This is a genomic window from Candidatus Nanopelagicales bacterium, assembly GCA_030700225.1.
In the GTDB taxonomy this organism is placed as follows: domain Bacteria; phylum Actinomycetota; class Actinomycetes; order S36-B12.
Genome location: JAUYJT010000020.1, coordinates 20568 through 34624, shown reverse-complemented (window position 1 = coordinate 34624; position 14057 = coordinate 20568). Strand labels below are relative to the sequence as shown.

The 14057-nt window shown below is 63.9% G+C and carries 16 protein-coding genes; 13 read left to right on the top strand and 3 right to left on the bottom strand.

Annotated elements, in window-relative coordinates; all coding sequences use genetic code 11:
• Positions 1–21 precede the first annotated feature (21 nt).
• From Q8P38_02575 to Q8P38_02515, 13 genes are all read left to right on the top strand, one after another.
• Positions 22–264: a hypothetical protein gene (locus Q8P38_02575; protein ID MDP4013497.1), complete on the top strand. Its 243-nt coding sequence runs from the start codon at positions 22–24 to the stop codon at positions 262–264.
• Positions 261–602 (top strand): type II toxin-antitoxin system PemK/MazF family toxin, encoded by a 342-nt coding sequence (locus Q8P38_02570; GenBank protein ID MDP4013496.1) that lies wholly within the window; start codon positions 261–263, stop codon positions 600–602. Before Q8P38_02575 ends, Q8P38_02570 begins: the two co-directional genes overlap by 4 nt.
• A gap of 151 nt (positions 603–753) precedes the next feature.
• Positions 754–960: a hypothetical protein gene (locus Q8P38_02565; GenBank protein MDP4013495.1), complete on the top strand. Its 207-nt coding sequence runs from the start codon at positions 754–756 to the stop codon at positions 958–960.
• The gene (locus Q8P38_02560) at positions 957–1268 is read left to right on the top strand and encodes a hypothetical protein (GenBank protein MDP4013494.1); all 312 of its coding nucleotides are present in this window, start codon (positions 957–959) and stop codon (positions 1266–1268) included. The genes Q8P38_02565 and Q8P38_02560 overlap by 4 nt, the downstream gene beginning before the upstream one ends.
• Before the next feature lie 161 nt (positions 1269–1429).
• The gene (locus Q8P38_02555) at positions 1430–1705 is read left to right on the top strand and encodes a 2TM domain-containing protein (GenBank protein ID MDP4013493.1); all 276 of its coding nucleotides are present in this window, start codon (positions 1430–1432) and stop codon (positions 1703–1705) included.
• 96 nt (positions 1706–1801) lie between these two features.
• Complete coding sequence (locus tag Q8P38_02550; GenBank protein ID MDP4013492.1) at positions 1802–2494, top strand: exonuclease domain-containing protein; 693 nt, start codon at positions 1802–1804, stop codon at positions 2492–2494.
• Positions 2495–2641: 147 nt separating this feature from the next.
• Positions 2642–3427 (top strand): TIGR04255 family protein, encoded by a 786-nt coding sequence (locus Q8P38_02545; GenBank protein ID MDP4013491.1) that lies wholly within the window; start codon positions 2642–2644, stop codon positions 3425–3427.
• Positions 3424–4020: a helix-turn-helix domain-containing protein gene (locus tag Q8P38_02540; GenBank protein MDP4013490.1), complete on the top strand. Its 597-nt coding sequence runs from the start codon at positions 3424–3426 to the stop codon at positions 4018–4020. Before Q8P38_02545 ends, Q8P38_02540 begins: the two co-directional genes overlap by 4 nt.
• A 225-nt stretch (positions 4021–4245) precedes the next feature.
• On the top strand, positions 4246–5061 hold the full coding sequence (locus Q8P38_02535; protein MDP4013489.1) for a TIGR04255 family protein: 816 nt from the start codon (positions 4246–4248) through the stop codon (positions 5059–5061).
• On the top strand, positions 5058–5708 hold the full coding sequence (locus Q8P38_02530) for a hypothetical protein (protein MDP4013488.1): 651 nt from the start codon (positions 5058–5060) through the stop codon (positions 5706–5708). Before Q8P38_02535 ends, Q8P38_02530 begins: the two co-directional genes overlap by 4 nt.
• 29 nt (positions 5709–5737) lie before the next feature.
• Entirely contained in the window at positions 5738–6433 is a 696-nt protein-coding gene (locus Q8P38_02525) for a hypothetical protein (protein MDP4013487.1), read from the top strand.
• A 146-nt stretch (positions 6434–6579) separates the two neighbouring features.
• A complete protein-coding gene (locus Q8P38_02520; GenBank protein MDP4013486.1) occupies positions 6580–6777 on the top strand; it encodes a hypothetical protein in 198 nt (65 codons plus the stop codon).
• Between the two features lie 205 nt (positions 6778–6982).
• Positions 6983–7675 carry an exonuclease domain-containing protein gene (locus tag Q8P38_02515; protein ID MDP4013485.1) on the top strand — a complete coding sequence of 231 codons (693 nt, stop codon included), beginning with the start codon at positions 6983–6985 and terminating at the stop codon, positions 7673–7675.
• Between the two features lie 493 nt (positions 7676–8168).
• On the opposite strand, the gene Q8P38_02510 is transcribed toward Q8P38_02515, so the two are convergent.
• From Q8P38_02510 to Q8P38_02500, 3 genes are all read right to left on the bottom strand, one after another.
• Entirely contained in the window at positions 8169–9308 is a 1140-nt protein-coding gene (locus Q8P38_02510) for a hypothetical protein (protein ID MDP4013484.1), read from the bottom strand.
• Between the two features lie 111 nt (positions 9309–9419).
• Positions 9420–13025, bottom strand: a complete 3606-nt coding sequence (locus tag Q8P38_02505) for an HsdR family type I site-specific deoxyribonuclease (protein ID MDP4013483.1) — start codon at positions 13023–13025, stop codon at positions 9420–9422.
• Positions 13022–14023, bottom strand: a complete 1002-nt coding sequence (locus Q8P38_02500; GenBank protein MDP4013482.1) for a virulence protein RhuM/Fic/DOC family protein — start codon at positions 14021–14023, stop codon at positions 13022–13024. Before Q8P38_02500 ends, Q8P38_02505 begins: the two co-directional genes overlap by 4 nt.
• Positions 14024–14057 lie beyond the last annotated feature (34 nt).

Sequence of the window (14057 nt, the reverse complement as noted above, 5' to 3'; positions counted from 1 at the left end):
ATACCGGGTCATACTTCATCTATGAAGACCGCCATCTCGGTTCCTGACTCGACTTTCGCGCGGGCTGAGCAGAAGGCTCACGAGCTTGGATGGAGTCGATCGCAGTTCTATGCCACCGCCGCTGAACGGCTCCTTGCCCAGATGGATCAGGAGTCCTTGACGAACGCGATCAACGACGCACTGGGCGTCATCGGTGACAGCGATGATTCTGGAAAGGCGGCCGTCGCAGCGGGTCGCAAGACGCTCCGGGCTGGCGCCAAGTGATCACACGGGGGGACATCTACTGGGTGGACCTCGGAGTGCCCGAGGGAAGCAAGCCCGGTGCGCGCAGACCCGTCGCGATCATCCAAGCCGATCCGTACAACTCCAGTGGGCTCGCCACTGTCCTTGGAGTCGTGCTCACCAAGAATCAGCGATTGGCGAGCATGCCCGGAAATCTGTTTCTCCCCAAGGAAGCGACCGGGCTCCCCGCAGATTCGGTTGCGAACGTCACGGCTCTGGTCACGCTCGACAAGGACGAGTGCCGTGACGTGGCAGGCACGATCCCCTCGCACCTGATGAGGAGTCTTGATGAGGGGCTGCGGAGAGTCCTCGCCCTTTGACAGCCGCGCCTCTGCTGAATGGCGCCATGACAGTGATTCCGCTTGACTGAACGGCGGGACAGGCTGAAAGTGGACAAGTGACAAGCCCCGCCGACCACGACTTCCACACGTACCTGTCTGTTCAGCGCCGTGGTCTCATCGCGCTGCCGAGGTGACGGAGCGTGCCGATGACGGCGTGATCGAACTTCGACCGAAGCTGCCCACGTCCGCGAAGGACGCCTGGTTCTGGGACGAGGAGTGGCAGAAGGGCGAACGCGAAGTCGATGAGCACACCGCCGCTGGGCGCTACACGGTCTACGGGACCGCCGCCGATTTCGCCGCTCAGCTCCGTGAGACCAGCGACAGCGAAACACGTTGAAGTGGGTAGACACTCCCACGTTCTCGGAAGACTGGCGCAGACTCTCTAACGCGCACCGCGAGATGTTCTTGCAAGCGATCCCAGACTTCAGCGAAGCCCGCGACGGGTTTTTCGCCGACCCAGCGCAGTTCAAGTGGCCTCAACGTCTGCGCGTTTCGCGCCTGCAAGGTGTCCATGGGGTTTGGGAGATGACGTGGTCGTTCGCTGGGCCCGACGGACGAGCGACGTTTGACTTCATCCAATTGGAGGGGGATCTCGTCCTTCGTTGGCGACGGATCGGCGGGCACGCGATCTACCGGAAGCCTTGACCAAGGCTTGCCCGCGGTAACGGCCTCGCCGGACAGGGTTCCGGCGACGCGAGGCTGTCTTGCTGTTGGGCGGACTGCGGGTCGGGGTCGGGCGCTGGGCAACGCGGGCCGGATTCTGGCACACTGCCGATCAAGGGCTAGATCGGCAGATGGAGGACACCATGACGGAAGAAGACGACCTGCGAAAGGCAGCGCTCAACCGGGTCAACGCGAAGCGGAATTTCTGGCGCATGGTCGGCGTCTTCGTGATCGTCAACTTGATGATGATCGCCATTTGGTGGATGAGCGGCAAGGGCACCTTCTGGCCCGTATGGGTCATGTTCGGCACAGGCATCGCCGTGCTGTTCAGCGGCCTGTCCGCGTTCGGCCCGGGCCGCGGCCCTGTCACAGACAGCGAGATCGAAGCCGAGGTGCGCAAGATGAAGGGCGAGTCCTAAGGGAGCGGGGGGCCGGTAACCGATACCGGAGTCGAAGCCCTAGCGGGCGCGCCACGTATGCTTTGCGGTTAGGACTCCCGGGGGAGGAACCGAATCATGACGTGGCACACCGGAGCGCTCGCCGTCCTCGACCTTGAGGCCACGGGCGTCGACCCGGCGACCGCGCGCATCGTCGAGGTGGCTCTCCACGTGAGCGACGTAGAGGGCGGCGTTGACGCGATCGTCGACACGCTCGTCAACCCCGGTGTTCCGATGCCCGCGGATGCCGCAGCAGTCACCGGCATAGTCACCGCCGACCTTGAGGCGCGCGGCGCGGACCCCGCCACGACCCTCGAACAGGTGGTCGGTGCCCTGCGCGAGTTCGCCCGCGAAGGTGTACCGATCGTGATCTACAACGCGACCTACGACTGGCCCCTGCTGGCCGCTGAACTCGCACGCCACGGACTCCCGACGCTCCCGGACGTTCCGCCGGCCGTGATCGTTGATCCGCTGGTACTTGACCGACATGTTGACAAATACCGCAAGGGCAAGCGCACTCTTTCAGTCGCCGCTGAGCACTACGGCGTGCGCGTCGGGGGAGCGCACCGGGCCAGCGCGGACGCGATGCTGGCGCTAGGAGTCGCGCGCGCCATCGCTGCTGCCTACCCGGCGGTCCTCGACGTGGGAGGGACCGATCTCGTGGCGCTGCAGGTTGAGGCGCATCGGGCCTGGCGCGATGACTTCAACGCCTACCTTCGACGCATCGGCGCTGAACGCGAGCCCGTCTCCGGCGAATGGCCGGGTGTCTGAAGGTTGGGCTCTGAGCGCGAGCCGCTCCTTGCTCGGCTCCCGAGGAGCTTCGTGAATGCGCGAGAAGGGTGTCCGCTCGATCGGAATCGCTGAGAGAATCTAGGCCCTGGGTGTGAAGTTTGGTGTGAAGTTCGACATACTAGATCAATGGACACTTTCTCTTTCCGCAGGGATCCTCCAGAAGTGATGCTCAAGGAGGACCCGCTCAAGCGTGTCCTCTGCCAGGTTAGGTTTAGTGCGAATCCAGAACTGATTGACGACGATCACGAGATCAAGCTCGCGAGCGAACTCAGGGATCAGTTCCCGGTCCGTAACTCTGTTCAGGGCGTTGCCCTGCAGCTGTTCGGGACGACACCGGCAGTCCAGAGACTCCGAACATTCGAGGACATCGAGGGCGTCTGGAAGGTCACGGTCGCTCCTGATTTCGTGGCCGTTGAGACCTCGCGCTACAAGAACAGAGATGGCTTCCTCGCCCAACTCAGCGGAGTGCTGGCCGCGCTGGGCTCGGTCTCAGCGCCAGCGCTTGTGACCCGTGTCGGGATCAGGTACACGGATCAGATCGAGATGTCACCTGAACTAGCCGACTGGGTGAATCCTGCGCTCCTCGGCTGTTTCGGGCACGTTGACGCACACAACGTCGAGATCCAGAATCAGGTCATCACCGCTCTCCTCCGCAACCGGCGGAGCGGCAGCGCTGTTCAGGTCAGGTCACTGATCCTGCCTGGGGGGGCCCAGATTGACGCTGGCGTCGAGCCTGAAGCGTTCGAGTCTTGGGTGCTGGACCTGGACTCCGCGGTTGAGGGTCGTGAGATCTTCGACGTGGCTCGGCTGGAGGGGACGGCAAGGGATCTCGCGCACGACGCCTATCGTGTCTTCTACTGGGCGGTGACCGACGAGTTCCGCAAGGCGTTCAGGGGCGGGGGGACATCATGATCGAAGTGCTGGAAATTGTTGGCGCCGCAACGGGGTTTGCGGTGGTCAGGCCACCGGTGCGTGTCGCCTGGGCGGCATTTGAGGAGGCGACGTCGGCCGCACCTCGTGACCTTGCAGCTGCGATGAGCTTGGCCCGACTCGTTGAGCCAACGACCGGATATCGTCTTGTTGGCGATGTCGTGCCGCAGTGCACCGCTGGTCTCAAGCGGGCGAAGGAGGCATCCGGACTCACCTGGTCAGAGGTGGCGGTTGTCTTGGGGGTTTCACGGCGGAGTGTCCACAACTGGCTTCGTGGCTCCAGGGTGCGAGGGATCAACGCCAGGCGAATCTCCGCGTTCTACATCGCGGTTATCACGGAGTTGGAGGGAGCCACTCCCGGCGAGGAGTTCGACGCGCGAGATTACATGCTGCGCCCGGGGGAGGACGGAGAATCGAGGGCGTCACGAATAGCTGCGCACTTGAGGTCGGAGTACCCGCGCAGGCCAACGCGACTCAGCCCCTGGGATGTCTTGAGAACGCCGACCGCGGGTGAGGCGCCTACCCAAAGCGGGGGTCTGGCGAGGAACATCCGAATAGCCAGCACTTCCTCGTAGAGGCGCTGTCCAATGTCCGAGCCGTCAAGCGACTCAGCGTTAGATGTTGTGGAAGCAGTGGCCAGACTCAAGCAGGGCTCAGTCGTTCAGTTTCCGGTGATACCGATCGTCTCCACGTTGGACATCCCCCGAAGCTGCGCGCCGACTCCTGTCTCACGGTCGTGGTGTGCGTTTGGGTACGAGTTTGGGTAACATTCTTGGTGTTAGGACGCTAGGATGGCCAGCATGTATCCAGGACGTGAGGTCTTCGCCAACACGCCGCTGGCCCTCGTTGCGGCCGAGGTCCGATTCACAGACTCAGCCCGGCTGCGTCAGCAGACGACGTTGGATGCCATCGCAATCGCCCTCGAAGATCGATTCCCTTTCGCTCGGCCTAGCCAACAGCCCCAGGCGGGTCTTCGGATCGCCGTGGGCGCCGCCTCGCCGCCGCCCCCGTCAGATCGCCTTGTCCTGACAGACGAAACCAGCACGCAGTCAGTAAGCCTGACTCCCACCTCCCTCACATATGAGACGACGGCATACGACGAGTTCCCCTACTTGCTGGGAGCGGTTGAAAAGGCATGTCAGGCGTTGGTGGACGCCGGGGTTCGTCCTGCCATCTCGCGCATTGGGTTGCGGTACATCGACGAGGTTCGGGTTCCCGTTGCCATCACAGACGCCCGCCAGTGGGGTGAGTGGATTAGCCAAAGGCTTGTCGATTCACTAAGTGTGGGTCCCGAAGGCAGCCCCGCTGTCACGTTTCAGGGTGTCGCGACCTACGACCTAGGCGACGGAAAGGGTCTCAATTTTCGGTTCGCGGCCCTGGATCAGTCTCCTGTTGTTGCGCCACTGGTCCTGCACCGACCGCACCCGGCCGGACTGGGTCCCTTCTTCGTCCTCGACTGCGACGGCTATCAGAACTTCGATGGGCAAGTTGCCATCCCCCTTGAACCGGGGGTGGTAGGCAGGAACCTCAGCGCCGTCCATGAACCCGCAGGCACCGCATTCCAGAAGTCCATCACCGATAAGGCTCGCGAACTGTTCCGGGGGGATCGACCATGACCACCACGCTCAACGCCCCTGCCTCGGCGGGCACCCACGCCGAAGGAGTGCGCGACTACGTCGCGGAACTCGCGCCGACGATGACATGCGCGCTTTCGCTGGGATACGACTGCTTGCGCACTGACGTTGACGCACTCGGCGCGGACGTGCGTGAGGACCATAACGCGATGCGCGAGAGGGAACTGAATGACAGGACCTTCGAGAAGGCCAAGAAGAGTATCGATGCGCTTCTCTCCGAACTGGCCTACGACCGTGGCCTTTCTTGGTCGAGCATCTCTGAACTCGTACACGTGAGCGTTTCCGCAGTGCGGAAGTGGCGGCACGGTGGGGCTGCCACGAAGGGGAATCGCCGCGCACTGGCTCGCATCGCCGCCATGCTCGACCTGCTCGAAGAGAAGGGCATCGTTGGTGACCCTGCTTCGTGGATGGAGATGGACCTGCCATTCGACGAGGACGGTTACTACGTCCGACCCCTCGACCTCTACCAGCAGGGCCACGCTGTAGCGCTGCTGGATATCGCCGAGCGCCGCAAGTCAGTCGCGCAGGTTCTCGACGAAATCACGCCGGGATGGCGGCAGAACCGCAGCAACTTCGAGGTCTACGATGACACAGACGGCCAGCGTTCCATCCGTATCCGTGGACATTAATCCCTTGCATGGAAGCGCAGGAGAACCCTATGGAGCGCATCGACATCGATGCGTTGTACGACGAACGGGGAGATGTCTCATGGACCCGACCACGAATCCAGGGTGACGTCTTCCGCGACATCGTCCTGCCCGGTTTCGGAGAGGACGTACAGATAGTCCAGGTCATCGCACACCCTTGCGCCATGCGCAGAGGTCCAGACCTCGCCGAGCGTGTCACCGTCGCTCCCGTCCTGTCCTACCCGCTGGTTGAAGATGGCGGCAACAAAGGATGGGACGGACATCTCAAGCGCATGCCCCTCGCTGATCTTTGCGAGGACGGCGAACACTACGCGACCCGTTTTGAAGATGTGACGGCAGCGGCGTCAACCCTGCTGACCCATGACAGGCGCATCGCGAGCCTGTCGAATCGGGGCATCTACGTACTCCAGCAGCGTCTCATCAAGCACTACACACGACTCACGGTCGACATCCCGACGCTTCGTAAGCAGTCGGCACCCGTCCTTGAGGAAGCCGAGCAGGAACGCGACTGGATCGAGACGATTCTTGACGGAGAACAACTCACGGTGGAAACGATCCGCGCTCAGTCCAACGCGTTCGATGAATGGCTCAGCGCTGGCGATCCCAGCCGTCGGGACCTCCTGCGGAGGGACGAGAACCACCGCGACATCCGACGCCAGGCACACGCGGAAGCAGGGGAACGAGCGCGTCAGCGACGGTCTTCGTGAGTTGGAGAGCGCGCCGCATCACGGGACCGCTCTAACGAAGCCTGAATCCACCAGCCCGCCGTCAGTCGTCTCCGCAGGTAGTCCGGACGAAGACGCTGCACGAGTTGGCGGGCGAGCTCCGGTGGGTTTCCAGCAGGAGGATTCCCTTGAGCAGCGGCTCTGAGCACCAGCTCGGCCAGGTTTGGTGGCAGATTCGGGAGCATCTGAGGCTGCGGCTTGACAGTGGGCTGAACGGTCAGGACCTTCGGGTGGAGGGCGTCAGCGTTGAGGTTCGGGAAGAACTCACGTGGCTGGAGTTCACTGACTCCGATGAAGTTGATCTGCGTCACCTGTCGCTCGAGTAGCGACGCGAGCAGCGACGTGGCCATGGGCCCGCTACGTCAACGACCCGCCGCCCACCGATGTCCCCTAGCTACGATGAGCCACTAGAGCGGCAGCGATCCGGCAAATGCCTCGCTTGCGGCTACTCTGTCGGTGCTCGATATCGACACGCTGTACGACGCAGGGCCTGCGGCAAGGCGCGTCGACTCCTGGGGGAGGAACTAGATCATGACGTGGCACACTGGACCGCTCGCGGTCCTCGACCTCGAGGCCACGGGCGTCGACCCGGCGACCGCCCGCATCGTCGAGGTGGCTCTCCACGTCGGCGGCGTAGAGGGCAGCGTTGACACCATCGTCGACACGCTCGTCAACCCCGGTGTTCCGATGCCCGCGGATGCCGCGGCCGTCACCGGAATAGTCACCGCCGACCTTGAGACGCGCGGCGCGGACCCCGCCACGATCCTCGAACGGACGGTCGGTGCCTTGCACGAGTTCGCTCGCGAGGGTGTACCGATCGTGATCTATAACGCGACCTACGATTGGCCCCTGCTGGCTGCTGAACTCGCACGCCACGCACTCCCGACGCTCCCGGACGTTCCTCCGGCCGTGATCGTTGATCCCCTCGTGCTTGACCGACACGTTGACAAGTACCGCAAGGGCAAGCGCACTCTGTCGGTCGCCGCTGAGCACTACGGCGTGCGCGTCGGGGGAGCGCACCGGGCCGGTGCGGACGCGGTGCTGGCGCTAGGAGTCGCGCGCGCCCTCGCTGCTGCCTACCCGGCGGTCCTCGACGTGGGCGGGACCGATCTCGTGGCGCTGCAGGTCGCCGCGCACCGGGCCTGGCGCGATGACTTCAACGCCTACCTTCAACGCATCGGCGCCGAACGCGAGCCCGTCTCCGGCGAGTGGCCGGGTGTGTGAGGGCGGACATCGAGGCTGACGTCGGTCTCCTTCTCCTCGAAGGTTCGGCGAAGTTCCTGGCAACTGGGACACCGGTGACGCCTCTGTTGAAATCGACCGAGGTGCACCTGAACCCGTGGGCAGTGGGCCCCCAGTGCCTGAGGGTACGTGTCCTGACGCCTGCCGCCCTCGGCATCCTTCCTAACCGCGGCCGTGAAGTAGCGAACTGTGACAAGTTGCTGGCCTGACTTGAGCAGGGACTCGCTGAGTTTCTCCAGGTCGAGCCACAGCCACTTCCGACCTGACTCTGCCTTGAGCCCGTGGTACAGATTGAACCCGTCGATCAGCACGGTGACACGATCCAACTGACACCTCCGATCAGTGGAGTCGACGGTCGGCTGTGCGGTATACAGTGGAGATACCCCGCCGGGGGGAAGACCTCCGGCCCGACGGCCCCGGTTCACCGGGGCCGTTTCTTGTCCCAAGTACTCCTCACCCCGCTCTGGCCAAACCTTTATGAAGCACGTCGATCGTCGTTGATGCCTACTTCCAACAGTCGTTCACGGATGTGGTCTTCTGTAAGCGGTTCCGTGTAATCGATCTCGACCAATGTAACGCCGACATTTTCACATTTTGTACGCTTCTTCTGATCTCGGCCTTGTAGCGTGCGTAAAGCAGCTACACCACCCCAAGCCTCAACCCCGTGGAAGTGTTGCTGGCCCTGGTACTCGATGCCGAGCCGCAGCTCGGGAACGAAAATGTCCAGTTCTAATCCGTCGAGCCAATCCGGGCGATGGTGATGGATCACTTCACTTTTAGCGAAGATGCGATCGACGATCTGATACAGCAGCGTCTCACTTACCCAGGCTTTGCCCACCTTCCGGAATCCAAATTCCTCGCGGGTGATGTTCTCAATCGCGTTCCTAAGCCTTCGCTCAAGTTGATCTCGGCGCTTTTTCAATCGTAGAATGGGCTCGGCCTCTTCGTTCCGGAGATTATGCCAGTACGTAACTTCATCCGAGGCGATGTCCGCTCTAGGTGGCCCCTCCACGATCTTCATCACGCGGTCACGCTCGCGATTGTAAGCTTCGTTTGCTTGACGGAACTCAACTATGCTTTTCTGAGAATCTTGAGGACACACATCGGGCAGGTACTGCAGGTCGAAGGACCGAATACCTAGCCGGAGGTACGTCTGGTGAATGTACCAGCCAAAGCTCTGTGCAAATCGTCCACCGTACATCTCATGGCACCATCGCAGAGTCGGCGGGATGAGATTGCACCGGTGACAGAGGCGACGTTCAAAATCAAGGACGGTGAGGGGGTCGCTGCTGTCGGGAAGTGCCATTCGAGCAATCACGTCCGGCACGTGCAGGCTGTCTAGTGGGGCCATTCGGAGAGGGTTTGAGTTCGGAAGCGGGGGTGCCTCGGCGTTTAGGCGTGCGAGATTCTCGAGGGCGGAACGCCCGCATGCGCACAGAACCGGTTTGCTTTGCTTGTCTTGGGCGAACGCAAAGAAGGTGCCGTAATGATTGGGGTAATACACGATTGGATATGGAAGAGCCTCCTCGCGCTCGATTCCCCCCAGCGATACGGGGGCTTGCGTCGCTGCAAGTCGTGGACGCCGCCGTTTTCCCATGTCCTCGTTCAAAACCATCCTCACCATCCTGTCGTTTCGGATGTGTGCCCGCTTAAGGCGCCTAACGCTCGGCATCAGCGGCGCGCCGCGAAGCGGACCGTCCGCTGCAACCGGTTGCTAGACGCCCATTCATATCGCGGCCCAATCCGCGGAGAGCAAGGCTGCCTGCTCCAGCACCGTCTGCGTCGCCTTCTCCTGCTTGTCCGGCGGGTACCCGTGCGTCCGAAGGATGCGCTTGACGAGCACCCGCAACTGCGCGCGGACGTTCTCGCGCAGCGTCCAGTCGATCGTGACGTTGTCGCGCACCGTCTCGACCAGCTCGCGCGCGATCGCCCGGAGCGTCTCGTCGCCGAGCACTTTGACCGCGCTGTCGTTCGCCTCCAGCGCGTCGTAGAAGGCCAGCTCGTCCTCGCTCAGTCCCAGCGCCACGCCACGTGCGTTCGCTTCCCGCATGTCCCTGGCGAGGGCGATCAGCTCGTCGATCACCTGCGCCGCCTCGATGGCGCGGTTCTGGTATCGGCGGATGGTTTCTTCCAGCATCTCGGCGAAGGAGCGGGCCTGGACGACGTTCTTCCGGCGGCGGGTCGCGATCTCACCCTTGAGCAGCTTCTGGAGCAGCTCGACGGCGAGGTTGCGCTGGGGCATGCCGCGCACCTCGGCCAGGAACTCGTCGGAGAGGATCGAGATGTCGGGCTTCTTCAGTCCCGCTGCGGCAAAGATGTCCACCACGCCTTCTGGGGCTACTGCGCGCGAGATGATCTGGCGGACGGCGTGGTCGAGCTCCTCGTCGGGGCGGGCCTCGCCCGGCGCGCGCTTGGCGAGGACCGCCTGCACGGCCTGGAAGAACGCCACATCGTCTCGGATACGCAGGGCCTCCTCGTGGGGCACGGAGAGCGCGAAGGCCTGCGACAACTCGCGCACGGCGCGCAGGCATCGGTCGTTGCCGTTCTCCTGCTTGAGTACGTGCTCCTGTGCCGCGGGCAGAAGGGCCAGACGCTCCTGCGGCGTGCCGCTCGTCCACTTGCTCCGATCGAAGCCGTGAAAGAGGTCGCGGCACACCTCGTACTTCTCCAGCATGACGGCGACGGCCTCGTCCTGATCGAGGGCCGTGCGCCCAGTGCCGCCGCTCTCGGTGTAGGTGGCGAGGGCCGCCTTGAGCTCGTGCGCCAGCCCCAGGTAGTCCACCACCAGCCCGCCGGGCTTGTCGCGAAATACGCGGTTGACCCGCGCGATCGCCTGCATCAGCCCGTGACCGCGCATCGGCTTGTCGATGTACATCGTGTGCAGGCTCGGCGCGTCGAAGCCGGTGAGCCACATGTCGCGCACCAGGACGAGCCGGAGCGGATCGGCGGCATCGCGGAAGCGGTTGGCCAGCGCTTCGCGTCGCGGCTTGTTGCGGATGTGCTCCTGCCAGTCCAGCGGGTCGGAGGCCGAGCCGGTCATCACGACCTTGATCGCGCCCTGGTCGTCCGCCTCGCTCGCCCACTCGGGACGCATCTTGACGATCTCTCTATAGAGCTCGACGCAGATACGCCGACTCATGCAGACGATCATCGCTTTGCCGTCTATCGCCTCGAGCCGACTCTCGAAGTGCTCGATGATGTCGCGCGCCACGATGCCAAGCCGCTTCTCGGCGCCTACCACGGCTTCGAGCTGTGCCCACCGGGTCTTGAGCTTCTCCTTGCGTTCTATCTCTTCGCCCTCGGTGGCCTCCTCGAAGTCCGGGTCGATCTTCGGCCGCTCCGCCTGGTCGAGCGCGAGCTTCGCGAGCCGGTTCTCGTAGTAGATGGGCACCGTGGCGCCGTCCTCGACGGCGCGCTGGACGTCGTAGACGCTGATGTAGTCGCCGAACACCGCCCGCGTGTTGGCGTCGGCCAGCGAGATCGGCGTGCCGGTGAAGCCGATGAACGAGGCGTGCGGCAGCGCGTCGCGCATGTGGCGAGCGAAGCCGTCGATGAAGTCGTACTGGCTGCGGTGCGCCTCGTCGGCGATGACCACGATGTTGCGCCGCTCGGAGAGAGTCGGGTGGCGGTCGCCCTTCTCTTCGGGGAAGAACTTGTGGATGGTCGTGAACACCACGCCGCCCGCCGCCACGCTCAACAGCTCGCGCAGGTGCGCGCGCGAGCCCGCCTGAACGGGCGGCTGGCGCAAGAGTGCTGCGCAGCGCGAGAAGGTGCCGAAGAGCTGGTCGTCGAGGTCGTTGCGGTCGGTGAGCACGACCAGGGTCGGGTTCTCCATCGCCGGCTCACGGATGACGCGGCCCGCGTAGAAGGCCATGGTGAGGCTCTTGCCAGAGCCTTGCGTGTGCCAGACCACACCGATGCGCCGGTCTGCGGCCTTGGGATTCTCGCGACCCTCGCCGAGGACCTCGACCAGCTCTGCCACTACCTGAAGCCGCTCTCCCTCGTCGGGTGGAAGAACGATCGGCTGGAAGTCGGGATTGAGCGGCTTGAGCGTAATCCGGGTGTGGCGCCAGGAGTCCCCTGACCGACCCTTCTCGCTCTCGTAGCGCTTGACGGTGTAGCGCTCACCCGTTTCGGGATCGATCGCGTCGCGGAGTTGCACGAGGACGGTCTTGCCCTGCCGCGTTCCCTCGACGGGCGCGGAGAACAGGCACGATGCGCCGTCCGGGATCGCTGGCTCCATGGACCGGCCTTCCACGTGAGCCACGAACATCCCCGGACGCAGGCGACGTCGGGTCTGGACGGCGACCCACTCGAAGTCCTCGTCGCGAACGTGCTGTGGGTCGCTGAAGGCCCCGGCCGCGGCCTTCAGTGGAACGAGAGGTACGCAGGTCGTGTAGCGTTCGCCGGGCTCCGGCCGGACGACGGTGAGTGTCGGTCTCGTGGAGCGCTCCGCCGCAACCCGAAGCTCGGCAGCCCGCAGCGTCTGGCCGACTGCCACCTGAACGGCGTGAAACTGGTGGTACCCAGCCATCTTCTTGGCAAGGCGGCCGCCACCCTCGTCCTCGAAGACGATGAAATCGCGCACCAGGTCGAGCAAGCGGCCCGGGGCGAGCATTCCCCCGATCACCACCTGTATCTCGGGCAACTGGGCATCGGCCACTACTTCGCCCGCGATGGTGCGCCAGGGCTTGAACCACTCACGCCCGGCGCTGAGCGTGCCGACGCGCGCCTCGACCCCGTCGGACACGACGAGCAGTTCGTTGGTGGCGAAGAGCGCCGGGATCTCGGTCTTGTAGGTCTGGAGCTGCTGGAAGGCGGTCCAGATCGTCGCGTCCTCGTCGGCGGCGTTCTTCAGCTCCAGCACCGCCAGCGGCAAACCGTTGACGAAGAGCACGACGTCAGGGCGGCGGGTGTGCTTGTTCTCGGTGACCGTGAACTGGTTGACCGCGAGCCAGTCGTTGTTCGTGGGATCGTCGAAGTCGATCGCCCGCGCCTGCGCGCTGCGGATATCGCCGTCGGCGTGGCGGTACTCGACCGTGACGCCGTCCACCAGCAGGCGATGAAGTGCGCGGTTGCGAAAGATGAGATCGGTGCCTTCGGATCGCGTGAGTTTTCGGAACGCATCCTCCAGCGCCTCGGCCGACAGGTCCGGGTTGAGTCGCGCCAGGGCGTCGTGTAGGCGCTGGACCAGGACGACCTGTCCGTAATCGTCACGCTCGGCCGCGGGCATGTCGGGGGCGATCTCGGCACCATTCCTGACCTGCCATCCGGCGCTCTCGAGCCACGCCAGCGCTGCCTCTTCGACGACGGATTCGGTGAAGGCGCTCACGCTCTTGGCTCCACGAGCAAGTTCATGATCAGCCGGACCATCAAGTCCTTGCTCGTCGGTGCGCTTTCGGCAATCAGCAGCGCCAGCGCCGTCAACGCCAGCGGGTTCAGCCGATGCGCCATGCCTTCCTGTCGCAGATAGAGCATGAACAAGAAGGAGCCGATGCGCTTGTTGCCGTCCGAGAACGGGTGATCCTTGATGACGAAGTACAGCAGATGGGCGGCTTTCTCTTCCCGCGAGCGATACAGCGGCTCGCCGAACATGGTCTGTTCGATGCTTCCGAGAATCGCATCGAGCGCTTCGCCACGCGGATTGCCGAACAACTCTGTCGCTTCGCTGCGCGCCATCAACGCGCGCTTGAAATCGGCAATCGCCGTGCTGGCACGGGCGAAGTCCAGAACGCCCTTCGCGGGCCGCGCACCGGGCGGCAACGCCAGCCGGTCTTCGTCGTACTCCAGCAGCAGCCGCCATGTGTCGGCGTAGCCAACGATCAGCTCGAGTACCGCGCGGCCCGTGTCGTCCACGAGTTCCTGGTTTTGCAGCGTGCGGGCCAGAAGGTCGAGCGCCTGCCGCGCTTCCAGCAGGCCGCGTTCGGCCAGGCGGCGCTCATTCAGCGTGTAGCCGCGCAGCAGGTGCTCGCGGAGGGTGGTCGTGGCCCAGATCCGGAACTGTGTGCCGCGCTTGGAATTGACCCGGTATCCGACCGACAGGATGGCGTCGAGATTGAAGAACTCGATCTCGCGGACGACCCCGCGGCCGCCCTCGGTTTGAACTGTTGCATTTTTCGCAACAGTTGCCGCCCGCTCCAGCTCCCCCGACTCGAATACGTTGCGCAAGTGCCGTGAAATCACGGACTTGTCGCGATCGAACAGCTCCGCCACCTGATTCAGCGATAGCCAGACGGTCTCCCGTTCCAGCCGCACGTCGACCCGCACCTGTCCGTCCGGTGCCTGGTAGACGATCACCTCGCCGCCGGGGAGCGCGTCCGGAGAGTTCATGCGGCGACCTCCCGCGTTACGCGTCCGCGCCTGG

Excerpts from the sequence above, each read along its gene's own strand:
- Q8P38_02575 (MDP4013497.1), top strand. The coding sequence starts at position 22 with ATGAAGACCGCCATCTCGGTTCCTGACTCGACTTTCGCGCGGGCTGAG.
- Q8P38_02555 (MDP4013493.1), top strand. The coding sequence starts at position 1,430 with ATGACGGAAGAAGACGACCTGCGAAAGGCAGCGCTCAACCGGGTCAAC.
- Q8P38_02550 (MDP4013492.1), top strand. The coding sequence starts at position 1,802 with ATGACGTGGCACACCGGAGCGCTCGCCGTCCTCGACCTTGAGGCCACG.
- Q8P38_02545 (MDP4013491.1), top strand. The coding sequence starts at position 2,642 with ATGGACACTTTCTCTTTCCGCAGGGATCCTCCAGAAGTGATGCTCAAG.
- Q8P38_02540 (MDP4013490.1), top strand. The coding sequence starts at position 3,424 with ATGATCGAAGTGCTGGAAATTGTTGGCGCCGCAACGGGGTTTGCGGTG.
- Q8P38_02535 (MDP4013489.1), top strand. The coding sequence starts at position 4,246 with ATGTATCCAGGACGTGAGGTCTTCGCCAACACGCCGCTGGCCCTCGTT.
- Q8P38_02530 (MDP4013488.1), top strand. The coding sequence starts at position 5,058 with ATGACCACCACGCTCAACGCCCCTGCCTCGGCGGGCACCCACGCCGAA.
- Q8P38_02525 (MDP4013487.1), top strand. The coding sequence starts at position 5,738 with ATGGAGCGCATCGACATCGATGCGTTGTACGACGAACGGGGAGATGTC.
- Q8P38_02515 (MDP4013485.1), top strand. The coding sequence starts at position 6,983 with ATGACGTGGCACACTGGACCGCTCGCGGTCCTCGACCTCGAGGCCACG.
- Q8P38_02510 (MDP4013484.1), bottom strand. The coding sequence starts at position 9,308 with ATGGTTTTGAACGAGGACATGGGAAAACGGCGGCGTCCACGACTTGCA.
- Q8P38_02500 (MDP4013482.1), bottom strand. The coding sequence starts at position 14,023 with ATGAACTCTCCGGACGCGCTCCCCGGCGGCGAGGTGATCGTCTACCAG.